We start from the raw sequence: 23,951 nt of genomic DNA, 5'->3' as shown, positions 1-23,951 counted from the left end.
CTCAAAGCTTAGCGCGTCCTCCACGCGACCTCAACACCTCTTAAAATGCTATTTTTAGGCTTCCGCCTTCAACCCAGCAGCAGCAATCCCGGCCAATCCTGCCAGAACGTCATTGTCAGAAGTGTCGCCCGTAATACCAACCGCACCAATCACGGCGTCCTGATCATCGCGCAACAAAATCCCGCCCGGCACAGGCACAACTGCACCACCAAAGGCACCATTTACGGCCGACATGAAATAGGCCTGCGCCTCGGCTCGCGCCATTTGCGCACGCCCGGCCATGCCCAACATCACCGCGCCATATGCCTTGCCATGGGCAATCGCAAACCGTCCCGGTGCGGCACCGTCCTCGCGCTCGAACGCCTGTACATGGCCTCCTGCGTCCAAAACAACCACCGACAAGGGCTTTAATCCCAGCTCGCTGCCCTTTTTAAACGTCTGCGCAATGATAATCCGCGCCTGTTCCAAGGAAACCGTCATCCTAAACCCTTTTCATTTTGCCAAATAAACTCCGGGGAGCGCGAGGGGCTGGCCCCTCGCTCCCGTCCCGTCAACCTTGTGCGGCTTTCAATTCAAGCCGCCGCGCATGCAACACAGGCTCGGTATAGCCCGACGGCTGCACGCGGCCCTTCATCACCAGATCGCAGGCCGCCTTGAACGCAATCCCGTCAAACCCCGGTGCCATGGGGCGGTACAGCGGATCACCCGCATTCTGCCCGTCCACAACGGCCGCCATCTTTTTCAGCCCAGCCATCACCTGATCCTCGGATATCACGCCATGATGCAGCCAATTTGCCAACGCCTGCGCGGAAATCCGGCAGGTCGCGCGGTCTTCCATCAGGCCCACATCATGGATGTCTGGCACTTTGGAACATCCCACACCATGATCGACCCACCGCACCACATAGCCAAGAATACCTTGGGCGTTGTTCTCGATCTCTTGGGTGATTTCAGCATCGGACAGATTGCGCCCAGTCAGCACCGGAATGTGCAGCAGCGCGCCCAGCGTCGCACGGGGGCCGCCTGCTTTGATCTCTTCTTGGCGCGCCAGCACGTCGACCTGATGGTAGTGCATCGCATGCAAGGTCGCGGCGGTGGGCGATGGCACCCAGGCACAGTTTGCACCGGCTTTGGGGTGGCCGATCTTGGCCTCCATCATGGCTGCCATCATGTCGGGCATGGCCCACATGCCCTTGCCGATCTGCGCCCGGCCCTGCAAGCCGCAGGCCAGCCCGATATCAACATTGCGGTCCTCATAGGCGGCGATCCATTCGGCGTTTTTCATCTCACCTTTGGGCACCATTGGCCCTGCCTCCATCGAGGTGTGGATTTCGTCACCTGTACGGTCGAGGAAGCCGGTGTTGATAAACGCTACCCGTGATTTTGCGGCGCGGATACATTCGGCCAGATTGGCCGAGGTCCGGCGTTCTTCGTCCATAATACCCAGCTTGACCGTGTTGGCAGGCAGACCCAGCGTGTTTTCCACATGGGTGAAAATCTCGTCGGCAAAGGCGACCTCGGCGGGCCCGTGCATCTTGGGCTTGACCACATAGACCGAACCCGCAACGGAATTGCGCATCCCGCCGGTCTTTTGCAGGTCATGCATCGCGATCAATGTGGTGATCATCGCGTCCATCAGCCCCTCGCCCACTTCCAGACCGTCACGGTCCAGCACGGCGGGGTTGGTCATCAGGTGGCCCACATTGCGGATTAACATCAACGACCGCCCTTTGAGGGTCAGCGCAGATCCATCCGGCGCGGTGTATTCGCGATCGGGGTTCATGGCGCGCGTGATCTGCTGTCCGCCCTTTTCAAAGGTCTCGGACAGATCGCCCTTCATCAGGCCCAGCCAGTTGCCATAGGCAACAACCTTGTCTTCGGCATCCACGGCGGCAACGCTGTCTTCGCAATCCATGATCGTGGACAGCGCGGATTCCATCAGCACGTCCGACACATGGGCAGGGTCGGTTTTGCCAATGGCGTGTTCCGCGTCGATCTGCACCTCGATATGTAGGCCGTTATGCTTTAGCAAAACCGCAGTAGGTGCATCCGCCGCACCGCGGTAGCCCGCAAATTGCGCCGCGTCTTCAAGGGTGCCTGCACCTGACAACGCCAAAGCACCGTCCGAAACCGTGATCCCGGAAACATCGGCCCAGGACCCTGATGCTAGCGGCGCGGCCTCGTCCAGAAACGCCTTGGCCTTGGCCACAACCCGTGCACCGCGCGCGGCGTCATAGCCCTTGCCCTGCGGCAGATCGCCCAAGGCATCGGTGCCGTAAAACGCGTCATACAAGCTGCCCCAGCGGGCGTTGGCGGCATTCAGGGCAAAGCGGGCATTGGTGATCGGCACCACAAGCTGCGGGCCGGGCACAGACGCGATTTCAGGGTCAACGCCACTGGTATCGATCGAGAATGCAGGCCCTTCGGGCACCAGATAGCCGATCTCGCGCAGGAAGGTGGTATAAGCCACCGCATCATGATCTTGCCCTGCGCGTTCCTTATGCCAAGCGTCGATCTTGGCCTGCATGTCTTCGCGTACTTGCAGCAGATCGCGGTTCTTGGGGCCAAGCCCATGCACCAGATCGGAAAACCCCGCCCAGAAATCATCTGCATTCACACCGGTGCCCAGCAATGCCTGGGTCTCGATAAAGCGGACCAATTCGTCCGCGACCTGCAAGCCGTTCTTATCTGTGCGTTGGGTCATTGAATGCTCCTTGGGTTCCGTCAGCGATCGCTTTTGGAAATTCTTAAGAGGTAACACCCCCTTGGGCAAGCAGTATTGGTAAAATTATATTACCAATCCATCCTAGGCAGCGTTTTTCAATGAGACCTAACAAAGATCCATAAGACATAGGAAAAGGCAGGCCCTGTTGCCAGAACCTGCCCGAAATCTTTAAAATCAAAAACCTTTAGTTGCTGTCGGTCGTCACAGTTCCAACGGGTTCGGCCGTTGCGTCCACGCTCGCGGCGCCTGCGTCTTGTTCAATCACTGAAGCCTCTGTCGCCATGTCTTCACGTCCGTTGTCCACAACAAAGAACAACAGCAGCATAACCATCAGGACGCCAAATATCATCGCGCCCCTGATCCCCAGTAGGGCGGGCTTGTGTTGATGCTCTTGCTTGTCGATATTCGTATCGGGTGCTGACATAATCATTCTCCGGTTAATCGTTTCCTATTCCCGCCTTGCGGGTGGTTGGTTGCAGGATTAACGTCCCATCCGAACACTAAGTTCCGACACAAAGGAAAAATCATGCGCGAAGACGCCCATCAGACGATATACTTAGCCGATTACACGCCTTACGGCTTTATTATCGACAGCGTCGCGCTGCAATTTGACCTTGACCCGCACATCACCCGCGTCAAAAGCGCCATCGCCTTTCATCCCAACCCCGAGGCCACAGACCCCACGTTCCTGCTGAACGGGGAAAATCTGAAACTGATCAGCGCAAAAATCGATGGCAAGCCTGTCACACCCAAATTCACCGCAGAGGGCCTGACCTGCGACGTGCCTGATGGGCCGTTTTTATGGGAGGCCGAGGTTGAAATCGACCCGACCGGCAACACCGCGCTTGAGGGGCTTTATATGTCGAACGGCATGTATTGCACCCAATGCGAGGCCGAGGGCTTTCGCAAGATCACCTACTATCCCGACCGGCCCGACGTGATGGCCGTGTTCACCGTCACCATCAACGGCCCGCATCCGGTGCTGCTGTCCAATGGCAATCCGATCAGCACGGACACCCACAGCGCGCAATGGCACGATCCGTGGCCTAAGCCCGCGTATCTGTTCGCCCTTGTTGCCGGCGATTTGGTCGCACACCCGGGCAGTTTCACAACCAAATCTGGCCGCGATGTTGCACTTAACCTCTATGTGCGGCCCGGCGACGAAGGCAAATGCGCCTTTGGCATGCAGGCGTTGAAGGATTCAATGAAATGGGACGAAGAGGTCTATGGCCGCGAATACGACCTTGATCTGTTCAACATCGTTGCCGTGGATGATTTCAACATGGGCGCGATGGAAAACAAGGGGCTGAACGTCTTCAACTCCTCCGCCGTGCTCGCCTCGCCTGCAACCTCGACCGATATGAATTTCGAACGGATCGAGGCGATTATCGCCCATGAGTATTTCCACAACTGGACAGGCAACCGCATCACCTGCCGTGACTGGTTTCAGCTGTGCCTCAAGGAAGGGCTGACCGTTTTCCGCGACAGTCAATTCACCTCCGACATGCGGTCGGCCCCTGTGAAACGCATCGGCGATGTAATCGACCTGCGCGCCCGTCAATTCCCCGAAGATCAAGGGCCGCTGGCCCACCCCGTGCGCCCGGCAAGCTTTCAGGAAATCAACAACTTCTACACCGCCACGGTTTATGAAAAAGGGGCCGAAGTCATTGGCATGCTGAAATCACTGGTCGGTGATCAGGCTTATTCAGACGCGGTTGATCTCTATTTCGACCGCCATGATGGTCAGGCCTGCACGATCGAGGATTGGCTGAAAGTGTTCGAAGACACCACTAGCCGCGATTTGACGCAATTCAAGCGCTGGTATTCCCAAGCCGGCACCCCCTGTCTGTCGGTGACCGAAGACTGGGATCACGGCAAGCTGACGCTGAACTTTAAGCAGCACACCCCGCCCAGCGCCGCCACGCCGGACCCGCAGCCGCAAGTGTTGCCCATCGCCGTTGGCCTGATCGACCAAGACGGCGACGAGGTTGAGCCAACCGTGGTGCTTGAGATGACCCAAGCCGAACAAAGCTTTGTCTTTGACAACTTAGGTACCCGCCCCATCGCATCCGTGCTGCGCGGCTTTTCCGCCCCTGTTGTGCTGACCCAAGACCTAAGCGATGCCGACCGTGCCCATCTGTTGGCCCATGATACCGATCCCTTCAACCGCTGGGAACAGGGCCGCATCTTGGCCCGCAAGTCGCTGATCGCGATGATCCTTGAAGGGAAGAACCCGAACAAGGATTGGCTGCAAGGCATCCGCGCTGTGATCGGCGACGAACATCTTGATCCTGCTTACCGCGCCTTGATGCTGGGCCTGCCGTCGCAATCCGAACTGGCACGCGCCTTGGCCGAAGACGGCCATACCCCCGACCCCGACATCATCTATGCCGCAGTAGAGACCACCAGCGATGCGATGGCCAAATCCTACGCCAATCTGGTGCCGACGCTTTATATGCGCCACACAGTGACCGAAGCGTACCAACCCAATGCTGCGCAATCGGGCAAACGGGCGCTGGCCAATGCCGCCCTGTCGCTGCTCACCCGCACCGATGGTGGCACCGCAGCGCAAAAACAATATGACGCCGCTGATAACATGACCCAGCAGCTTAATGCCTTGGCCAACCTCATCCGCGTGGGCAAAGGCAGCACCGCCTTGCAAGTCTTTGAGGCACAATGGCGAAACGACCGTCTGGTGATGGATAAATGGTTTGGCCTCCAAGTCACCGAAGCGGACCCCGAAGACGCGCATGAAGTCGTAGAAACCTTGACCAAACATGCCGATTTCAACTGGAAGAACCCCAACCGGTTCCGGTCGGTACTGGGGGCCTTTGCCGCCAATCACGCCGGGTTCCACCATGCATCGGGTGCGGGTTATCGTCTGCTGGCCGACTGGCTGATCAAACTTGACCCCGTGAACCCGCAAACCACGGCGCGCATGTGCTCTGCCTTCCAGACGTGGAAACGTTATGATGCAAACCGGCAGGATATGATTAAAACCGAACTTGATCGCATCCTCGCGCAACCAAAACTTTCGCGCGACACCAAAGAGATGCTGACCCGCATAAGAGGCGCATGATAGATGCAGGCCGCCCGCCCCAGACCCGCGATATCCAGCGGTGAATATGGTGGCTGAAAGCTATAACTACGGACGGCGGGGGCGCAACTCCCTCGGCATTTCTGTTCTCATCTTACTTTGGGCTGCGTTGCTTTACGCTTGGGTGTCTCTCGACGCCGCGCCTCTGATCATCGGTGTCATCGGGATATGTTCGCTCCCCGCACTCTATGATGTTGTGGCGAACCCCGCTGCGGGTCTCAGCCTCAGCCCCACCAGCCTTACGTGGCATAGCGGCAACCGCACCGCCGAGATAAGCCTGCCCGAAATCAGCCATATTCGCCTTGATACGCGGCTCGACTTTTCGACCCGCGCGACTGTCATCCTCAACACGGGCCGCAAGCTCCGCATCCCGTACGAGGCGACCCCACCGCACAAGGCCTTTGAACAGGCTTTGAACGCGCGCAACTTGAAAACCGAACGCCATCACTTCAGCCTCAAGCAATGACCGCCTCGCTTCTCTGGCTCTAAAATATCCTCGCCGAAGGCATTCCGTCGTCGCATCCATCACAAAGCTGTGTTTTCAGCCACCTATCGCCCGACAACACCCTTGTTTCGGGTGTCCAGACCTTGCCAGAATTTAGCCGTAAAACACGCGGAAGCTGTAAAAACTTCTCAGATGAACCTTGGCAAAGCCATGTTTGCGCCCGAATCTCGGACCAGATTGATCTGACAGGATGCACACTCGAAAACTGGCGAACGGAAATTGGACGACAAATGCTGCAGATCAAGAACTTCTTCAAACGAAAGCAAACGTCTTTGACGCCGCAAGGTACTGCAGACAATGCCGCAACACCTTCTGTTCCTGGGGTATCGGAACAAGCCTCCCACGCCCCAAGCCGCCTGCACAGCGCCCGTCAGACCACCGGCCCCGCAGATGGGTCCACCGGCACAGGCAACGGCGTGCTAAAAATCGACTGCCCCAACCCCACAGCCGAGGAAAGCGCCCGTGACGGGTTTCAACAAACTGGGCAACGTCTGGTCCGTCAGGAAAACTGGGCAGCCCTCAGCCAACGCATCCGCGAATATGACCTTGCTGGCACCCTGACTTCGGGGTTGATGCCCGTCGCCGACCTGATCGCCTTTGGCGCGCGCGCCGATGTGGTTCTGGCCGCCGAACATGCCATCCGCGACAGCGACCGCCGCGTCGCCAAGGAAGTCCTGACCGGCATCGAAGAATTTGAACATGTGCTGGAAGAGCACCCCGATGACTACATCATTGCCTGCATTGTTGCGCAGGCCCATATCGATATCGGCTGGGCGTGGCGTGGCACCGGCTGGGATCAGGACATCGCCCGGCGTAATCGCGATGCGTTCGAGGCACATCTTGCCCGCGCTGACGATATTATTACGCCCTTTCTGGCGCAACATGCCAACAGTCCTTTGCTTGCAGCCACACATTGTGCGCAGGTCAGCGGCCCGGCCAGCAAGGATCGCGTGGCCGACAGATACGAACATTTGATCGACCTCAACCCGCTGAACCCCGGCCCGATGCGCGCGATGGGCAATCATCTGTTGCCACGCTGGTTCGGCAGCTACGCACAGCTTGAGCTTGAGGCCCGGCGCACGGCCGCCCGTACCCAACAGATTTGGGGCGCTGGCGGTTACACCTGGGTACAGTTCGACGCGATTTCATGCGATGACGAGGCATGTGCCAATCTGGATTTGCCGTTCTTTATCGACGGGCTACACGATATTTTGGGACGCAATCAAAACGCATACACCGCCAATCTTCTGGCGGCCTATTGCGCCAATACCATTGGTCAGGGTTTCACCGGAAACGACAAGGCAAACGCTGCCCGAGCCCAGATCGCGGGCTGTACCGAATGGATCGTCCGCGAACATCTGACAGAATTGCACCCGATGGTATGGGCCCATGCGGCACATGGGTTTGACAACAATCTGCGCATCAGCTCGCCACGCAAATTTGCAGCAGCGGGCCGTGACGACGCCATGCGCATTATGGCGGGCCTGTTCAAATCTGAAATCGCTGCGGGCAAACATATCGTTTTCACCGAAGACGGCCCCCAAGCGCACGCTTTTTAAACCGGCACGCTTTCGCGGCACGCCGGTTGCTATTGCCCCGCCGCGGCCAAGGCACCTCTTGCAGCACCCCGCCCCCTGTCTTATGACCAAGCGATGTTACCAAAGTTGCCAAAGGTGCCCCGATGCTTGACCTGACCTACGACACCCCCAAAGTCCGCACAATTGCCGGTGCCAAACATGATTGGGAATTGGTGATCGGGATGGAAGTCCACGCGCAGGTGTTGTCCAATGCCAAGCTGTTCTCGGCCGCCTCTACCAAATTCGGGGCCGAGCCGAACAGCAACGTGTCTTTCGTGGATGCGGCGATGCCGGGTATGCTGCCTACATTGAACGAATTCTGCGTTGAACAAGCAGTACGCACGGGGCTGGGCCTGAAGGCGCAGATCAACCTCGAAAGCGCGTTCGACCGCAAAAACTATTTCTACCCTGACCTGCCCCAAGGCTATCAGATCTCGCAGCTTTACCATCCAATCGTGGGCGAAGGTGAAGTATTGGTTGAAATGGGTGACAACACGGCACGTCTGGTGCGGGTGGAGCGCATCCACCTTGAACAGGACGCCGGTAAATCCATTCACGATATGGACCCGAACATGTCATTCGTTGACCTGAACCGTACAGGCGTTGCCCTGATGGAGATCGTCAGCAAACCTGACATCCGTGGCCCCGAAGAGGCCGCCGCCTATCTGACCAAGCTGCGCCAGATCCTGCGCTATCTGGGCACGTGTAACGGCGATATGCAGTCTGGTGCGATGCGTGCAGACGTGAACGTGTCGATTTGCCTGCCCGGCCAGTACGAAAAATACCAGGCGACACAGGATTTCGGCCATCTCGGCACCCGCTGCGAGATCAAGAACATGAACTCCATGCGGTTTATCCAACAAGCAATCGAAGTCGAAGCGAAACGCCAGATCGCCATCGTTGAAGGTGGCGGCGAAGTCACGCAAGAAACCCGGCTGTTTGATCCGGACAAGATGGAAACACGTTCCATGCGGTCCAAGGAAGAAGCGCATGATTATCGCTATTTCCCGGACCCCGACCTGCTGCCTTTGGTCATTGAACAGGCGTGGGTCGATGAGATCGGTGCGAACTTGCCAGAACTACCAGATGCCAAGAAGGCGCGTTTTATCAACGACTTCGGCCTCAGCGACTATGATGCTTCGGTATTGACGGCTGATCTGGATAGTGCGCGGTATTTTGAGGAAACGGCCAAAGGCCGCGACGGCAAGATGGCTGCAAACTGGGTGATCAACGAATTGTTCGGCCGCCTCAAGAAAGATGAAAAGACGATTAATGACAGCCCTGTCACCCCTGCCCAATTGGGCCGTGTGGTCGATCTGATCGCCTCTGACGCCATTTCCGGCAAGATCGCCAAGGACCTGTTCGAGATCATCTATACCGAAGGCGGCGACCCTGCGGTAATCGTCGAAGAGCGTGGTATGAAGCAGGTTACCGATACAGGTGCGATCGAGGCCGCCGTGGACGAGATCATTGCAGCGAACCCCGATCAAGTCGCCAAAGCCCGCGAGAACCCCAAGCTGGCAGGCTGGTTTGTTGGCCAAACCATGAAGGCAACGGGTGGCAAGGCGAACCCGAAAGCTGTGAACCAAATCGTGGCGAAAAAGCTGAACGGCTAAGGGAGACGCGGAATTTTCAAAAATTCCGACCCGTTTTCTTTCAAAGAAAACGGCGCGCCCCGCTGCCCTCAGCCACATCTTTCGAAAGGCTTTCTAATGGACACCCCTTTCCGCTCCTCCCCCCGGATCGTGAAACCTGAATGGATCGATTTTAACGGCCATCTGAACATGGCCTATTATTCGGTCTTGATGGATAACGCCGTCGATGATGCCTATACACAGATCGGTTTTGGGCCCGACTATCAGAAACAGGGCTGCACGACCTATGTGGCCGAATTTCACATCTGCTATATTCGCGAACTACATGAGGGTGCTCAGACCTATTGCACCTTCCAACTGTTGGATTTCGACGAAAAACGGTTCCACACTTTCACCGAGCTCTGGCACGAAGACGGCTGGCTGGCCGCCACCGGCGAGGCGTTGACCTTGCATGTTGATCAGTCCGGCCCCCGCGTCACCCCCATGCCGCAATCGATCCTGTCCAAGCTTGACGCGATGAAGCAAGCCCACAGCAGCCTGCCCTTTCCCGACCGTGCTGGCCGCAAAATCGGACTGAAAAAGTAACCGACAAGAAGCATCACCCGTTAAGTTGCAAAAGTAAAACACCCGACACGTTGTGCGGAAGTTCGTGATAGGCTAAGACGCAGCGAACAACGCCAAAGGACGGTCATGCCCCGCTACGAATACAAAGTCGTTCCCGCACCCAAGAAGGGCCTGAAGAGCAAAGATATCAAAGGCGCAGAAGCCCGCTTTTCCCATGCATTAGAAGTCCAGATGAACAGCCTTGCAAGCGAGGGCTGGGAATATCAGCGTGCGGAAACGTTGCCGTCTACCGAACGTGCTGGCCTGACCGGAACCACCCAAGCATGGCGCAATATGCTGGTGTTCCGCCGCCCAAACGCCGGCGACACAAGTGCGTTTAACCCAGAGCTATTGCCCGCACCGCAAGACGACGCACCGGCGCAAGATGGCCCGACTGGCGACGACAAGTCCGACGCGGAAAGTGCAGAGCAAAACACCGCGCCTGCTTCGACACCAGCCGCCTCTGAACAGCCCAAGTCGAAACAGCCCAAATCTGAACCGTCCACAAAAGACTAAACGTCGAGATCCAGCGCCAGCGCGTGAATACGGCCGATCAACTCGGCCCCCAAGGCCTGATGCACGGCCCGGTGGCGGGCAATCCGGTTCATGCCCTTGAATTTTGCGGACCTGATTTTTACGTTGAAGTGACTTTCGCCCCCCTCTTGAAAGCCCGCATGCCCGCGATGGCTTTCGCTATCGTCCACCACATTCAATTCCGTTGGCGCAAAGGCGGCTTCCAAGCGGTCGGCAATTTCTTGTGTTACTGACATTTTTTCGCAAAGCCCCCTTCAATCTGGCGCTGCAATCTTTAGAGTGATCGTCCTGAGTCGGAAAGGTCCATATCATGCCCAAGCCTGATCCCTTTGGATTCGACATGTCCGTGTCGTCTTCTAAAAAGAAAAACCCCCGTGGCCGCAGGGGTATGTCCGGTGCATCCGAGACATCGCAGCGGCTGTGTTCCCACGAGGGATGTCAAGAGCCCGGCAAGTACCGCGCGCCCAAGGCCCCCGATGTGCTGGACGATTATTTCTGGTTCTGCCAGCAGCATGTGCGGGAATATAACCTCAAGTGGAACTTCTTTGACGGCACCACCGAGGCTGAACTGAACGCGCAGCAATCCAAGGACAAAGTCTGGGAACGCACCACCAAACCGCTTGGCGATCCCGAGGCGCGCGCCTGGGCCCGTTTGGGCATCGAAGACCCCCATCAGGTGCTTGGCAAGAACGCGACCCAAAACCCCGGCAAAGGCCCCGCCGCCGGCCGCCGCCTGCCCCCGACAGAACGCCGCGCCATCGAGATCCTCGAGGCCAAGGACACATGGACCAAACCCGAAGTGCGCAAAGCATACAAGGCACTGATCAAGGTTCTGCACCCTGACATGAACGGCGGCGACCGCAGCCAGGAAGAACAGCTGCAAGAGGTCGTCTGGGCCTGGGACCAAATCAAAGTCAGCCGCAACTTTAAAGACAAATAACCGCGGCATCGCGCTCCCTTGGTCTGGCATGGACCAAGTGGCTGCGGTGCCCGGTTGACGCCCCCAGTTACGACTATCTGCGCATCTGCAGCGCACCGTCATTGCCGCAGATGCGAATTGGGCCTTTCCCTCAGGCTTAAGAAAGATATGTTGCCTAACGAAACCGCCCTGACCCGCAGGCGCGTATGATTATGAAGGACGACACAGCATGGCCGAGACCTCATTGGATCTTAACACGAAACCCACCAAAGAGATCTCCGTTCGCGAAGTCTTTGGCATTGACACAGACATGGTCGTTCACGGGTTCGAGGAACGCACATCCCGCGTGCCCGATCTGGACAGCACCTACAAGTTCGATCCCGATACGACGCTGGCCATTCTTGCCGGGTTTAACCACAACCGCCGCGTTATGGTGCAAGGCTATCACGGCACGGGTAAATCCACCCATATCGAACAGGTGGCAAGCCTGCTGAACTGGCCGTGCGTCCGCGTCAACCTTGATAGCCACATCAGCCGGATCGACCTGATCGGGAAAGACGCGATCAAGCTGGTCGATGGTAAACAGGTCACCACCTTCCAAGAGGGCATCCTGCCTTGGGCACTGCGCAACCCGACTGCGATTGTGTTTGACGAATATGATGCGGGCCGCGCCGACGTTATGTTCGTGATCCAGCGTGTTCTTGAGGTCGACGGCAAGTTGACCCTGCTGGACCAGAACCAAGTGATTGAACCGCACCCCTATTTCCGCATTTTCGCGACCGCCAACACCGTTGGTTTGGGCGATACCACGGGCCTCTACCACGGCACCCAGCAGATCAACCAAGGTCAGATGGACCGTTGGTCGCTGGTCGCCACGCTGAACTATCTGTCGATCGAGGCCGAAACCCAGATCGTTCTGTCCAAGAACCCGCATTACAACACCGACAAGGGCCGCAAGACGATCAAGCAGATGGTCACCGTGGCCGACCTGACGCGCACCGCCTTCATGAACGGCGATCTGTCCACCGTGATGTCGCCACGTACCGTCATCGCATGGGCCCAAAACGCCGAGATTTTCCGCAACGTCGGCTATGCCTTCCGCCTGTCCTTCCTGAACAAATGCGACGAGCTTGAGCGCCAGACGGTTGCCGAGTTCTATCAGCGCCTGTTTGACGAAGAACTGCCTGAATCAGCGGCCAGCGTGAGCTTGGGGTGACCCCAAAAGGAGCCCCCATGCACATCGGATTAATCGGCGGCATCGGAGTTGCAGCAACAGTTGTTTATTACCAGCGGCTCACTGCGGCTGCCCAAGCCTTGGGCGGCCCGTTGCAACTGACCATTTCGCATGGCGACGTCCAAACGCTGATCCGTAACAATCTTGCGGATAACAGGGACGCCCAAGCCAAGGTTTACGCCAAGGCGATTGAACAACTTGCAGCCGCAGGTGCTGATTATGTAGCGATTACCTCGCTTGGGGGGCATTTTTGCTTTGAAGAAACCCAAGCGGTCTCGGCACTGCCTCTGATCTCTGGGGTGGCACCTTTAGATGCTTATTTCCAAAAGCGCGGCATCGGCACGGTGGGTATTCTTGGGACTAAGGTTGTGATGAAGACGGGCCTTTATGGTCAGTTGCGCCAGACCAAAGCAGTGGCCCTTGACGACGAGATTGAACATTTGGCGCAAAGCTATCAGGATCTGGCCGTCGCGGGCCATTGTACCGATGAAAAACGTGCATTGTTTATGGACGCAGGCGCACGGCTGGTGTCTGATCGCGGTGCCGATGCAGTTGTCTTGGCAGGCACCGACCTGAACCTTGCCTTTGATGGGCGCGCCACCGATTATACCGTGATTGATGCGTTAGATGTTCACGTGGATATTCTGGCGCGACTGGCAACAGGGCATATCACTTTAGAACAGGCCATGGGGAAACCAGATGACTAAACCTTCCGACAACCCCGCCGACGCGTTCAAAAAGGCGCTGGCCGAAGCGACCAAGGTCATGTCGCATGATCCGGACGTTACGGTCAGCTATTCCGTTGATCCTTCTGGCATGTCCGGCGACGCGATGCGTTTGCCGCAGGTCAGCCGCCGCATGACCCGTGACGAGGTGTTGCTGGCCCGTGGCACCGCCGATGCGCTGGCCTTGAACCGACGCTATCACAACGGCCAAACCCATTCGAAATACCTGCCCAACGGCGACATGGCCCGCGAGCTGTACGAGGCAATGGAAACAGCACGTTGCGAGGCGGTGGGCGCGCGCAACATGCCCGGCACCGCAGGCAATATCGACGCCAAAATCAAATATGATGCCCTGCGCAAGGGCTATGATCAGGCCAAACAGCCCAGCGACGTGCCACTGGCCACCGCTGCCGGATACCTTGTGCGCCATCTGGCCACGGGCCGCGACCTACCCCCTGGCGCGGCCAACGCGATGGAGTTGTGGCGCGGATATATCGAAGATCAGGCTGGCGGCACGCTAGAGACATTGAACGAAACCTTGGACGATCAAGCCGCATTCGCACGGTTTGCGCGCAAGATGATCGTTGATCTGGGCTATGGCGACCAGCTGGGCGACGACCCGGACCAATCAGAAGACGACCAAGACAGCGCCGAGGAAGAAGGCACAGAAGAAGAGCAAGATCCGGATAGCACCGGTCAGGATGACGATGACGACGAACAGGCCGAAGCCTCGCCCGAGCAGTCGCAGGAGCAACAGCAAGACGAATCCCAAGCGCAAGTATCGATGGATGACATGGCGGATCAGGAGCTTGGCGACGAGGCTGAAATGCCAGATGGCGACGCCCCGATGGAACCGCCTGCCCCGCCGCAGGCATCAGACGCGGACCCCAATTATCTGGTTTATAACACAGAGAATGACGAGGTCATTGGTGCCGAAGATTTGGCTGAACCAGCGGAACTGGAGCGCCTGCGCGCCTATCTGGACCAACAGCTTGAACCGCTAAAGGGGGCCGTCAGCCGCCTTGCCAACAAGCTGCAACGCCGTTTGCAGGCCCAGCAAAACCGGTCTTGGGAGTTTGATCTGGAAGAAGGCACTCTGGACGCGGGCCGTCTGGCGCGGATCGTGGCGAACCCCACCACGCCGCTGTCGTTCAAGATGGAAAAAGACACTGAATTCCGTGACACCTGCGTGACGTTGTTGTTGGATAACTCTGGCTCCATGCGCGGGCGGCCGATTTCCATTGCGGCTATTTGCGCTGATGTTCTGGCGCGCACGCTGGAACGCTGCAACGTCAAGGTCGAGATTTTGGGCTTTACCACACGCGCTTGGAAAGGCGGCCAAGCCCGCGAAGCATGGCTGAACGAAGGCCGGCCCGTGCAACCCGGCCGTTTGAACGACCTGCGTCACATCATCTATAAATCCGCCGACGCCCCATGGCGGCGCACGCGGCCCAACCTGGGTCTGATGATGAAGGAAGGATTGCTCAAGGAAAACATCGACGGCGAGGCGCTGGAATGGGCACACCGCCGGATGATCGCCCGCCACGAGTCGCGCAAAATTTTGATGGTGATCAGTGACGGCGCACCTGTCGATGACAGCACCCTGTCAGTGAACCCCGCCAACTATCTGGAAAAGCACCTGCGCGATGTGATTGCCATGGTCGAAAAGCGCAAGGCGGTTGAACTGCTGGCGATTGGTATCGGCCATGACGTGACGCGGTACTATGACCGCGCGGTCACGATTACCGATGTTGATCAACTGGCCGGTGCCATGACCGAACAGCTGGCCGCGCTGTTTGACACCGATCCCCGCGCACGGGCCCGCGTCATGGGCATGCGCCGCGCGGGCTGAGACGGCAGGACGCTCCGCGGGGAGTTTATTTGGCAAAATGAAGAAGGACTTGCGTCATGTTTCAATCGTTTGAGGTGACATCGAGGCCTGAACAGGGGCCACCACGCTTGGCTGCATTGCGTGCTGAATTGAAGGCCGAAGGGCTGGACGGTTTTCTGGTGCCGCGGGCAGATGCGCATCAGGGTGAATATGTGGCCCCCCATGATGAACGGCTTGGCTGGTTGACCGGGTTCACCGGATCGGCGGGGTTTTGCGCTGCATTGATGGATGTGGCGGGCGTGTTTATCGACGGGCGCTATCGCACGCAGGTCAAGGCGCAGGTGGCGAATGTTTATACCCCCGTGGCTTGGCCAGAGGTGTCTTTGGCAGACTGGCTGCAGGCCGAACTGCCGAACGGCGGGATCGTCGGGTTTGATCCTTGGCTGCATGCTGTAGGTCAGATTGAACAACTTGAGGTCGCCTTGAAAGGCAGCGGGATCGAGATGCGGCGTTGCGAGAATCTGGTGGATCGGATTTGGGAGGATCAACCTGCCCCACCCATGTTCCCCGCCAAACTGCACCCGCTAGAATTTGCAGGGGAATCCCACGCCGACAAATGCGCGCGTTTGGCCGAAGATCTGCGGAATAAAGGCGAAGCGGCCGCTGTGATCACCCTGCCCGACAGCCTGTGTTGGTTGTTAAACATCCGCGGCGCTGACATTGCGCGTAATCCGGTTGTGCACGGTTTTGTTATTTTGCACGAAAGCGGCGCGGTTGATCTGTTTGTAGCGCCTGAAAAGCTCGCTGATCTGGCTGATCATTTGGGCGATGGTGTCACGGTGCATGAACCTGATGCCTTGCTGGGATATCTTGAAACCCTCGCAGGGCCGATCCGGTTGGACAAAACCACCGCGCCGGTGGCTGTTGCCGATGCTGTTGGCGATCGTGCATCATGGGGCGATGATCCCTGCGCCCTACCCAAGGCCTGCAAGAACGAGGCCGAAGTGGCAGGATCAGCCGCAGCACATCTGCGCGATGGGGCGGCGCTGGTCGAATTGCTGGCGTGGCTCGACGCACAAGCGCCCGGCAGCGTGACCGAGACGCAGGTGGTTGCACAGCTAGAGGCCTGCCGCCGCCGCGACAACGCGCTTCAGGACATCAGCTTTGAAACCATCGCGGGCACCGGCCCCAACGGCGCGATCATGCATTACCGCGTGACCGAGGAAACCGATAGCACGCTTGAGGAGGGTCACCTGCTGGTGCTGGATTCCGGCGGGCAGTATCTGGACGGCACGACTGATATCACCCGCACCATTCCCATCGGTGCCGCCCCGCTAGAGGCGAAACAAGCGTTTACCCGTGTGCTTGCCGGGATGATCGCGATGAGCCGCCTGCGCTGGCCGCAGGGCCTTGCGGGCCGTGATATCGAGGCGATTGGCCGCCTGCCCCTGTGGATGGCGGGACAAGATTTCGACCACGGGTTGGGCCACGGCGTTGGCGCATATCTTAGCGTACATGAAGGGCCGCAGCGGTTGAGCAAAATCAGTACGGTGCCGCTGATGCCCGGTATGATCCTGAGCAACGAGCCGGGATATTACCGCGAGGGGGCCTTTGGCATCCGGTTGGAAAACCTGCTGGTTGTGCGCCCTGCGCCCGATCTGCCCGGCGGCGACGCACATCGCAAAATGCTGCATTGGGAAACACTCAGCTTTGCGCCCATCGACACACGCTTGGTTATTGCCGATATGCTGGACAGTGCCGCGCGCGACTGGCTGAATGCCTATCACCGCGACGTCGCGGAAAAGATCGGGCCACGCCTATCCCCTGAGGCAAAACTATGGTTGGATACAGCAACTGCGCCAATCTGAGCGCCACATATTTCAGTCATTTTAGGGAGGCCGGTCCGAGATGTCAGACCATATCAAGATCTTGAAAGCCAATGGCACGTGGACAGTCCGTGCTGGCGGTGCCGTGCTTGCCGAAACCAAAAATGCGCTGAAGCTGCGCGAGGGCGACCGCGATGAGGTGATCTATATCCCACGTGGCGACATCGCCATGGCGTTTCTGGACAAGACCGATAAGATAACCCATTGCCCGCACAAAGGCGATGCGACCTATTATTCGGTCGTCACCAAAAGCCGCACATTGCAGAATGTTGCGTGGTCATATGAAAATCCCAGCGACCAAGTCGCTGAGATCAAAGGGCATCTAGCCTTTTACAACATGCCCGAAGTCACCGTCGAGCAAATCTAAACCTTTAGACGTTCAGCAACCAACTGGTGTCTGCGCCAAGAACGGCGGCATCGGTATTTTGCATGATCACCACCACATTTCCCTCGACGACAATTTCGCTGTCGGTTCCGTTTGCCGCGGCGCGAATTTCGAATTTGCCATCGCCCGGCGCAAATGCCGCGGGGGAGGTTTGGGTTTCTTGCAGGTACAAGCCGTCTTCAGTCGGATCGAAATCGGTCACGATCACCGGCGCTGTGCCCACCTGATCATAGCCGATGGCGTTGATCACATCCGCGCCTTCGCCGCCGGTAACAATGTCGCCGTTGTTGGCGCTGACCGTGTCATTGCCTCCGCCCCCGATAATTGTGTCGGCCAAAGTATCGGAAACACCTGTGACATCACCGGCAAAGTTAAAGTCGTAGCCGCGGATCACATCGTCGCCGGCACCGCCATCCATGCTGTCTGCCCCGGTGCCCGACAACAAAAAGTCGTTATCGTCACCGCCCAACATGGTGTCATTGCCCGGCCCGCCAAAGATCGTATCGTTGCCCGCGCCGCCCGCAATAACATCGTCGCCTCTATTACCAGCCAGCTTGTCGGCACCGTCGCCGCCAGAAAGTGTATCATTGCCCGGCCCGGCATTCAGCGTATCAGCGCCGCTACCGCCTGACATGTCGTCATTACCGCCGCCACCGCTAAGCAGGTCGTCCTGGGTGCCGCCAGCCAGCACGTCATTGCCGCCACCGCCATATAGCGTGTCATTCAGCCCGCCGCCCAGCAGCGTATCATTCCCGATATTACCGTTGAGCAAGTCATTGCCGCCTTGCCCCTCAAGCAGGTCATCGCCCTTCAGGCCGCTCAAGGTGTCATCACCAGTGCCGCCCCACAAGCTGTCGTTGCCTGCACCACCATTCAGCCCGTCGTTCCCAACGTTGCCGTAAAGTTCGTCATTGCCATCATTCCCCGCAAGGTAGTCATTGTCGCTTCCGCCTGACAGCGTGTCATCACCGCGGCCGCCAAAGACAGTATCATCGCCAGCGTTGCCTTGAATATCATCAGTGCCTGATCCGCCATTCGACAGATCGTTGCCCGGTCCGGAGCGCAGCACGTCATTGCCCCGGCTCCCGAATAGAGTGTCGTCCGACCCGTTTCCGAACAGGGTATCGTTGCCACTGCCGCCATCCAGAGTGTCTGCGCCCCTGCCCCCTGTCAGGGAATCACTGCCGCCAAAGCCACCGATGCTGTCATCGCCATAGTTGCCCAACACGACATCGTCGCCGGAACCGCCATCCAACGTGTCGGCACCATTATTGCCCAGCAAGGTATCGTTACCCGCGTTGCCGCGCACAACATCGTCGCCTTCTCCGCCAGAAATCGCGTCATCGTTACCATAGCCTGTCAGCAGATCTGCGCCGTCCCCACCTGCAATGATATCAACACCGGGGCCACCGTTGATCGTATCGTCACCATCATCGCCGTAGCCCAGGTTGTCGCCACCGCCCAGTGAAAGAACGTCGTTGCCGGTACCGCCAAACAAGAAATCGTCGTTACCAAATCCGTTCAATGTATCGTCGCCTGCAAGCCCTTGCAAAAGATCACCGCGGCCCGAGCCATTCAAAACATCCTCATCATCGGTGCCGGATTGGCGGTTCACGTCATCAAGGTCGGCATCATCCAATGCGCTAGGATCAACAACACCAGAAAGGCCAAAAGCAGCGAGTACGGGCAATAAGAGCAGGCTAAGCATCAAAATATCTCCACTAAAATAATTTGCCTAAAACTACGTCGTTATTAACCTTCTGTTAAGGCTTATTTCTGACACAATTGAACATTCGAGGGCTGAATTCGTGAACAATCTCACCCCAAATCAGAAACTGTGTTCGACACAGCCACAATAATCGATACGAATCGCAGTTGCTTTGATCAGGAATGTTCTTCAGCTGCGGTTTCCGCGAGCGCGCGATTATAGGCTTTCAGCGCGTCGACATGGAACAATGCGCCCAGCAATTCCGGCGGGGCATCAGCGCTAAGGGTGACGACAGGAATGAACGCACGGCCTGATTGCTCAAAGATCGGCATCGCGGCCTCAAGGGTGGCGGTGCCATCGATATATGTGCCCTCGCCGATCAGCTCCCAGCAGGCATCATCATCGGCAGCCCTCGGGTCATCACGACTGCGCATAATCCGTGCAGCCATGAACATCGCCAGCAAATAGGCCTGCGGCCCCGCTGCCAAATGCACACCGCGCCGCTCCATCTGTGTCAGAAAGAAACTGCGATCGACGATGCGCGACGCAAAAGCCGTGGACATACTGACCGCGATCATCACGGCCAAACCGGTTTGCCAATCGCCCGTCAGTTCAAACACAATCAGCGTGGTCGAAATGGGCGCGCCCAAGACAGCGGCGGCCACGGCCCCCATCCCCGCCAAAGCATAGAGCGACGTGACCCCCGATACATTGGGAAACACACCCGTTGCGATCAAGCCAAAGGTCAGCCCCGTCAACGCCCCCAGCATAAGAGAGGGCGAAAACACCCCGCCCCCCATACGCCCGCCTAAGGTGATCGACACGGCGATGATCTTGAGCACGGCGAAAACGAATGCCTCGTTCAGCAACATATCACCGGTCAGCGCCCTGGTCGTGGTCTCATACCCCACGCCGATGATATGCGGATACCAAAGCGCAATACAGCCCAGCAACGCGCCTGCAACAGCGGGGCGTAAATAGCGGGGGAGCTTGGATTTTTCCTGAATATAGTTGCCAATGTCTTCGGCCCAGAAAATGCTGCGCATCAGGATCACAGCCACCAGCCCGCAGGTTAGACCCAAAAGCAGAAACGCCGGCAATTCCGCGTAAAACGCGACATCCCCAACCGTGGGCAGAGCAAATTCCGTGAGGCCGCCAAATTCTATCCGGTTGATCACCGTCCCCGCAGCCGAGGCGATGACGATAGGCGCAAAGGCATGCACCGCGAAATGGCGCAACACGACCTCGAGCGCGAAAAGCGCCCCGGCAATGGGCGCGTTAAAACTGGCGGACACACCCGCCGCTACGGCACAGCCCAATAGATCACGGCCGGTGATGCCGCTGGCGTTAATCCGGCGGCTGATCAGGGTCGAAATCACACCTGCAAGATGCACAACCGGCCCCTCGCGCCCCGACGATCCCCCCGTGCTCAGCGTGATAAGGGAGGCGGCAGCCGAGGCAAGACCAGCGCGGGCTTCAACCCTGCCATCATGCATGGCCGCCCCCAAGATGACGTCGCCCACACTGCGCGCACGGGCATCGCGCGTAAATATATGCAAGATCACCCCGACAGTTAGCCCGCCAATGGTCGGGATCAGAACGACCCAATACCAATCAAGACTGCCAATAAAGCTGTGCAGATGTTCGACATCTTCAGTTCCGTAAAGAAACGCCTGTATCAGGTTGATACCCTTGCGAAAAAGCAAGGCTGCGAAACCTGCTGCAATCCCCACGATCAAGGCGATAAACCAAAATGTAACCTTGCCGGGGCCCTTTTCACGCAACACGTCCCAGCCCGTTCTCGCCTTGCTGCAAGCGACATCATATTGCTGGGTCAGATAGGGGCGCGGATTCACGGGCATGGCTACTTTTGATAAAGGCTATACCCTGTCTAAGACACAGATGCCGTTAGGAAAACCCCCGCATTATGCCTTCGCGCTTTAGGCCGCAAATTGATCGCCCAACAGCACCCGCGCTGCGGCCCGTGCTGCTTCTGTAATCGTATCGCCCGATAGCATGCGCGCGACCTCGTCAACGCGCTCGGCTTCGGACAACGCGGTGACGGTGGACAGGGTCATGCCCTTTGACACGGCCTTGGACACCCGCCAGTGATGCGCGCCCAATGCAGCCACCTGCGGCGAATGGGTCACCACCAACACCTGCCCGCCTTGCGACAGCGCGGCCAGCCTGCGCCCGACCGCATCAGCAGTCGCCCCGCCAACGCCACGGTCGATTTCGTCAAAGATCATCGTGAGCCCGCTTTGACCCTTAGTCAGGACAACCTTCAGCGCCAGCAAAAAGCGGCTTAGCTCGCCACCGGATGCGATCTTTCCCAAGGGACCAGCGGGCGCACCGGGGTTGGTGGCCACGGTAAATGACACCGCATCGCGGCCTTCGGGGCCTGCGGCCTCCGGGGTGATCTGGGTCTGGAATACCGCGCGCTCCATCTTGAGCGGTGCAAGCTCTGCGCCGACGGCCTTGTCCAGCTTGCCAGCAGCTTTGGACCGGGCCGCTGATAGGGCATCAGCCGCCGCGTCATATGCGCTTTGTGCATCGCGCACGGCTTTTTCCAACTCGGCCTGTGCCGCTTCGCCTGCATCAAGCGCATTCAGCTTGCCGCGCAATGTATCGGCAAAGCCTGCCAGGTCATCGGGCTGTACATCGTGCTTGCGGGCCAGACCGCGGATCGCAAACAGGCGTTCTTCGGTTTCTTCCAGCTCAATTGGGTTGAACGACATGGTGTCAATCGCAGCGACGACACCTTCCATAGCCTCATCCAGTTCGACCATCGCCCGTGACAGCGCGGCCATCGGGGCCTCAAGCGTGCCATCAGCCCGATCAGCGACACCATCCAACCAGCGCAAAGCATCGCCGAGCTGGGTTTCAGCACCGCCCTGCCCCAGCATTTCGTAGGCGTTCACCACGTCCGAGCGGATCTTCTCGGCCCCTTGCATCAAACGGCGGCGGGCATCCAACTGCGCCTCTTCACCTTCTTGCGGGTTCAGCTTGTCCAGCTCGCCCACGGCATGGCGCAGGAATTCCTCTTCTGCGGCAATGGCATCGCGTTCCTCAGCGGCCTTGGTCGCAGCCTTGCGCGCCGCAGCAAGGGCAGACCAAGCCTGCCGCACCTTGTCGCGCAAACCCGACGCCTTGGCAAAATCATCCAAAATCGCGCGGTGACCTTTGGGGTCCAGCAAACCGCGGTCGTCGTGTTGGCCGTGCAGCTCGACCAGCGTTTCGGATAGCGCCCGCAACACTTCGCCAGAACAGCGACGATCATTGACCCACGCGGTTTTGCGGCCATCGGATGCATTGATCCGGCGCAGGATCAGTTCCGAGCCGCCGGGCAAACCGGCCTCTTCCAATACGGCATGGGCTGGGTGGCTACTGCCCAGATCAAACCACGCCGTGACCTCGCCCTGATCTGCCCCTTGGCGCACCAGATCGGCACGACCGCGCCAGCCCAATACAAAGCCCAAGCTATCAAGCAAGATCGATTTGCCCGCCCCTGTCTCGCCCGTCAAAACGTTCAAACCCGGCTGGAACGCAAGCTCCAGCCGGTCGATGATCAACATATTGGAAATATCTAGGCCGCGTAGCATGGGTCCACTTCCATATGGGACGCTTTGATCGCGCCCGTCAGATCCATTCGCCCTTGATGGTCTGGCGATAAATTGCCGTCAGCCAGTTGTCCCCAAGCGATCGCATTTCCAAGCCTTTGCCGGTCAGCAGCTTATAGCTGGCCTCGTACCATTCCGTAGACTGATAGTTGTGCCCCAAAATCGCACCTGCGGTCTGTGCCTCGTTGGTCAGGCCCAGCGACAGATATGCCTCGACCAAACGGTGCAGCGCCTCTGCAGTATGGCTAGTCGTTTGGAAATCTTCGACCACGACGCGGAAACGGTTGATGGCAGCAGTGTAGTGATCACGGCGCAGATAATAGCGCCCGACTTCCATTTCCTTGGCGGCCAGATGGTCAAATGCCAGATCGAATTTCAACACGGCAGAGCGCGCATATTCGCTGTCGGGATAGACTTCGATCACCTGACGCAAGGCTTGCAACGCCTGAAAGGTCAGCCCCTGATCACGGCCGACTTCGTCAATCTGGTCGTAGTAGCTGAGCGCGAGAAGATAGCTGGCATAGGCCGCATCGTCATCATCGGGAAAGAAATCAATGAACCGCTGCGCTGCCGACCGGCTGTTGGGGTAATCCTGATCCTGGTGAAAGGCAAAAGCCTGCATGATCAACGCCCGCTTGGCCCATTCCGAATAGGGGTACAACCGCTCGATCTCAGAGAAATATTCAGCGGCCTCCGCCGGGCGTTTGCGATTCAGTTCAAATTCGCCCCGCTCGTAAATCTGTTCGGCGCTATAGGTTTCCAGCGGGATTTCTTGGGGGTTGAAAAAGCTGTTGGTGATGCGACCCGTGTCTTGCAGGCCACCACACGCCCCCAACGCAGCAATCACAACCACCGCACCAATCAACCGCTTGCGCGACTTTGCAATTGTCATGCCCTAAACCCTCGCTTCATTATTCAAGCCACGCATTGTGATACGACTTTGCCGGTGACTACCACAATAGATCACGCAACAAAACGATGATTAAACCCACAAGACAAAGTCTTAT

General features: G+C 58.1%; 20 protein-coding genes. 12 read left to right on the top strand and 8 right to left on the bottom strand.

The genetic code is table 11. From position 1 onward, the window contains the following. Window positions 1-54: 54 nt before the first annotated feature. From BM347_RS08185 to BM347_RS08175, 3 genes are all read right to left on the bottom strand, one after another. On the bottom strand, window positions 55-480 hold the full coding sequence (locus tag BM347_RS08185) for a GlcG/HbpS family heme-binding protein (protein ID WP_093915918.1): 426 nt from the start codon (window positions 478-480) through the stop codon (window positions 55-57). Between the two features lie 70 nt (window positions 481-550). Then, window positions 551-2,704, bottom strand: coding sequence for a malate synthase G (locus BM347_RS08180; RefSeq protein WP_093915917.1), 2,154 nt, complete (start codon window positions 2,702-2,704; stop codon window positions 551-553). Window positions 2,705-2,909: 205 nt separating this feature from the next. Continuing rightward, on the bottom strand, window positions 2,910-3,155 hold the full coding sequence (locus tag BM347_RS08175; RefSeq protein WP_093915916.1) for a hypothetical protein: 246 nt from the start codon (window positions 3,153-3,155) through the stop codon (window positions 2,910-2,912). 96 nt (window positions 3,156-3,251) lie between these two features. On the opposite strand from BM347_RS08175, the gene pepN reads away from it, so the two are divergent. From pepN to BM347_RS08145, 6 genes are all read left to right on the top strand, one after another. Next, on the top strand, window positions 3,252-5,804 hold the full coding sequence (pepN, locus tag BM347_RS08170) for an aminopeptidase N (RefSeq protein WP_093915915.1): 2,553 nt from the start codon (window positions 3,252-3,254) through the stop codon (window positions 5,802-5,804). A 49-nt stretch (window positions 5,805-5,853) separates the two neighbouring features. Continuing rightward, window positions 5,854-6,288: a hypothetical protein gene (locus BM347_RS08165; protein WP_245764221.1), complete on the top strand. Its 435-nt coding sequence runs from the start codon at window positions 5,854-5,856 to the stop codon at window positions 6,286-6,288. Between the two features lie 269 nt (window positions 6,289-6,557). Continuing rightward, window positions 6,558-7,886: a hypothetical protein gene (locus tag BM347_RS08160; protein WP_245764220.1), complete on the top strand. Its 1,329-nt coding sequence runs from the start codon at window positions 6,558-6,560 to the stop codon at window positions 7,884-7,886. A 122-nt stretch (window positions 7,887-8,008) separates the two neighbouring features. After that, complete coding sequence (gene gatB, locus BM347_RS08155) at window positions 8,009-9,520, top strand: Asp-tRNA(Asn)/Glu-tRNA(Gln) amidotransferase subunit GatB (protein ID WP_093915913.1); 1,512 nt, start codon at window positions 8,009-8,011, stop codon at window positions 9,518-9,520. Window positions 9,521-9,616: 96 nt separating this feature from the next. After that, a complete protein-coding gene (locus tag BM347_RS08150) occupies window positions 9,617-10,084 on the top strand; it encodes a thioesterase family protein (RefSeq protein ID WP_093915912.1) in 468 nt (155 codons plus the stop codon). Window positions 10,085-10,189: 105 nt separating this feature from the next. Next, a complete protein-coding gene (locus tag BM347_RS08145; RefSeq protein WP_093915911.1) occupies window positions 10,190-10,618 on the top strand; it encodes a DUF4177 domain-containing protein in 429 nt (142 codons plus the stop codon). On the opposite strand, the gene BM347_RS08140 is transcribed toward BM347_RS08145, so the two are convergent. Further along, on the bottom strand, window positions 10,615-10,872 hold the full coding sequence (locus tag BM347_RS08140) for a BolA family protein (protein WP_093915910.1): 258 nt from the start codon (window positions 10,870-10,872) through the stop codon (window positions 10,615-10,617). The two genes, BM347_RS08145 and BM347_RS08140, sit on opposite strands and share 4 nt — an antisense overlap. Window positions 10,873-10,946: 74 nt before the next feature. Here BM347_RS08140 and BM347_RS08135 point away from each other — a divergent pair, with 74 nt between their 5' ends. From BM347_RS08135 to BM347_RS08110, 6 genes are all read left to right on the top strand, one after another. Beyond that, window positions 10,947-11,576, top strand: a complete 630-nt coding sequence (locus BM347_RS08135; RefSeq protein ID WP_093915909.1) for a J domain-containing protein — start codon at window positions 10,947-10,949, stop codon at window positions 11,574-11,576. Window positions 11,577-11,784: 208 nt separating this feature from the next. Next, on the top strand, window positions 11,785-12,771 hold the full coding sequence (gene cobS / locus BM347_RS08130) for a cobaltochelatase subunit CobS (protein WP_093915908.1): 987 nt from the start codon (window positions 11,785-11,787) through the stop codon (window positions 12,769-12,771). Between the two features lie 17 nt (window positions 12,772-12,788). Further along, entirely contained in the window at window positions 12,789-13,496 is a 708-nt protein-coding gene (locus BM347_RS08125; RefSeq protein ID WP_093915907.1) for an aspartate/glutamate racemase family protein, read from the top strand. After that, the gene (cobT, locus tag BM347_RS08120; RefSeq protein ID WP_093915906.1) at window positions 13,489-15,366 is read left to right on the top strand and encodes a cobaltochelatase subunit CobT; all 1,878 of its coding nucleotides are present in this window, start codon (window positions 13,489-13,491) and stop codon (window positions 15,364-15,366) included. Before BM347_RS08125 ends, cobT begins: the two co-directional genes overlap by 8 nt. Before the next feature lie 56 nt (window positions 15,367-15,422). Next, window positions 15,423-17,213: an aminopeptidase P family protein gene (locus tag BM347_RS08115; RefSeq protein ID WP_093915905.1), complete on the top strand. Its 1,791-nt coding sequence runs from the start codon at window positions 15,423-15,425 to the stop codon at window positions 17,211-17,213. 40 nt (window positions 17,214-17,253) lie between these two features. Further along, window positions 17,254-17,598, top strand: a complete 345-nt coding sequence (locus BM347_RS08110) for a DUF427 domain-containing protein (protein ID WP_093915904.1) — start codon at window positions 17,254-17,256, stop codon at window positions 17,596-17,598. Between the two features lie 4 nt (window positions 17,599-17,602). On the opposite strand, the gene BM347_RS08105 is transcribed toward BM347_RS08110, so the two are convergent. The 4 genes from BM347_RS08105 to BM347_RS08090 form a co-directional block, all read right to left on the bottom strand. Continuing rightward, complete coding sequence (locus BM347_RS08105) at window positions 17,603-19,324, bottom strand: calcium-binding protein (RefSeq protein ID WP_093915903.1); 1,722 nt, start codon at window positions 19,322-19,324, stop codon at window positions 17,603-17,605. A gap of 176 nt (window positions 19,325-19,500) precedes the next feature. After that, entirely contained in the window at window positions 19,501-21,186 is a 1,686-nt protein-coding gene (locus BM347_RS08100) for a chloride channel protein (protein ID WP_093915902.1), read from the bottom strand. 78 nt (window positions 21,187-21,264) lie between these two features. After that, window positions 21,265-22,926, bottom strand: coding sequence for a DNA repair protein RecN (gene recN, locus BM347_RS08095; protein ID WP_093915901.1), 1,662 nt, complete (start codon window positions 22,924-22,926; stop codon window positions 21,265-21,267). Between the two features lie 37 nt (window positions 22,927-22,963). Then, window positions 22,964-23,836, bottom strand: a complete 873-nt coding sequence (locus tag BM347_RS08090; RefSeq protein ID WP_093915900.1) for an outer membrane protein assembly factor BamD — start codon at window positions 23,834-23,836, stop codon at window positions 22,964-22,966. Window positions 23,837-23,951 lie beyond the last annotated feature (115 nt).

This window comes from Sulfitobacter marinus (assembly GCF_900116285.1).
Lineage (GTDB): Bacteria > Pseudomonadota > Alphaproteobacteria > Rhodobacterales > Rhodobacteraceae > Sulfitobacter > Sulfitobacter marinus.
Note: the sequence above shows the minus strand (reverse complement) of the source record. Positions and strands in the feature narration are given on the sequence as shown.

Excerpts from the sequence above, each read along its gene's own strand:
- BM347_RS08160 (WP_245764220.1), top strand. The coding sequence starts at position 6,558 with ATGCTGCAGATCAAGAACTTCTTCAAACGAAAGCAAACGTCTTTGACG.
- BM347_RS08185 (WP_093915918.1), bottom strand. The coding sequence starts at position 480 with ATGACGGTTTCCTTGGAACAGGCGCGGATTATCATTGCGCAGACGTTT.
- BM347_RS08150 (WP_093915912.1), top strand. The coding sequence starts at position 9,617 with ATGGACACCCCTTTCCGCTCCTCCCCCCGGATCGTGAAACCTGAATGG.
- BM347_RS08115 (WP_093915905.1), top strand. The coding sequence starts at position 15,423 with ATGTTTCAATCGTTTGAGGTGACATCGAGGCCTGAACAGGGGCCACCA.
- recN (WP_093915901.1), bottom strand. The coding sequence starts at position 22,926 with ATGCTACGCGGCCTAGATATTTCCAATATGTTGATCATCGACCGGCTG.
- BM347_RS08140 (WP_093915910.1), bottom strand. The coding sequence starts at position 10,872 with ATGTCAGTAACACAAGAAATTGCCGACCGCTTGGAAGCCGCCTTTGCG.
- pepN (WP_093915915.1), top strand. The coding sequence starts at position 3,252 with ATGCGCGAAGACGCCCATCAGACGATATACTTAGCCGATTACACGCCT.
- BM347_RS08145 (WP_093915911.1), top strand. The coding sequence starts at position 10,190 with ATGCCCCGCTACGAATACAAAGTCGTTCCCGCACCCAAGAAGGGCCTG.
- BM347_RS08090 (WP_093915900.1), bottom strand. The coding sequence starts at position 23,836 with ATGACAATTGCAAAGTCGCGCAAGCGGTTGATTGGTGCGGTGGTTGTG.
- BM347_RS08110 (WP_093915904.1), top strand. The coding sequence starts at position 17,254 with ATGTCAGACCATATCAAGATCTTGAAAGCCAATGGCACGTGGACAGTC.
- BM347_RS08125 (WP_093915907.1), top strand. The coding sequence starts at position 12,789 with ATGCACATCGGATTAATCGGCGGCATCGGAGTTGCAGCAACAGTTGTT.
- cobS (WP_093915908.1), top strand. The coding sequence starts at position 11,785 with ATGGCCGAGACCTCATTGGATCTTAACACGAAACCCACCAAAGAGATC.
- BM347_RS08175 (WP_093915916.1), bottom strand. The coding sequence starts at position 3,155 with ATGATTATGTCAGCACCCGATACGAATATCGACAAGCAAGAGCATCAA.
- cobT (WP_093915906.1), top strand. The coding sequence starts at position 13,489 with ATGACTAAACCTTCCGACAACCCCGCCGACGCGTTCAAAAAGGCGCTG.
- BM347_RS08180 (WP_093915917.1), bottom strand. The coding sequence starts at position 2,704 with ATGACCCAACGCACAGATAAGAACGGCTTGCAGGTCGCGGACGAATTG.
- gatB (WP_093915913.1), top strand. The coding sequence starts at position 8,009 with ATGCTTGACCTGACCTACGACACCCCCAAAGTCCGCACAATTGCCGGT.
- BM347_RS08135 (WP_093915909.1), top strand. The coding sequence starts at position 10,947 with ATGCCCAAGCCTGATCCCTTTGGATTCGACATGTCCGTGTCGTCTTCT.
- BM347_RS08100 (WP_093915902.1), bottom strand. The coding sequence starts at position 21,186 with ATGCCCGTGAATCCGCGCCCCTATCTGACCCAGCAATATGATGTCGCT.
- BM347_RS08105 (WP_093915903.1), bottom strand. The coding sequence starts at position 19,324 with ATGCTTAGCCTGCTCTTATTGCCCGTACTCGCTGCTTTTGGCCTTTCT.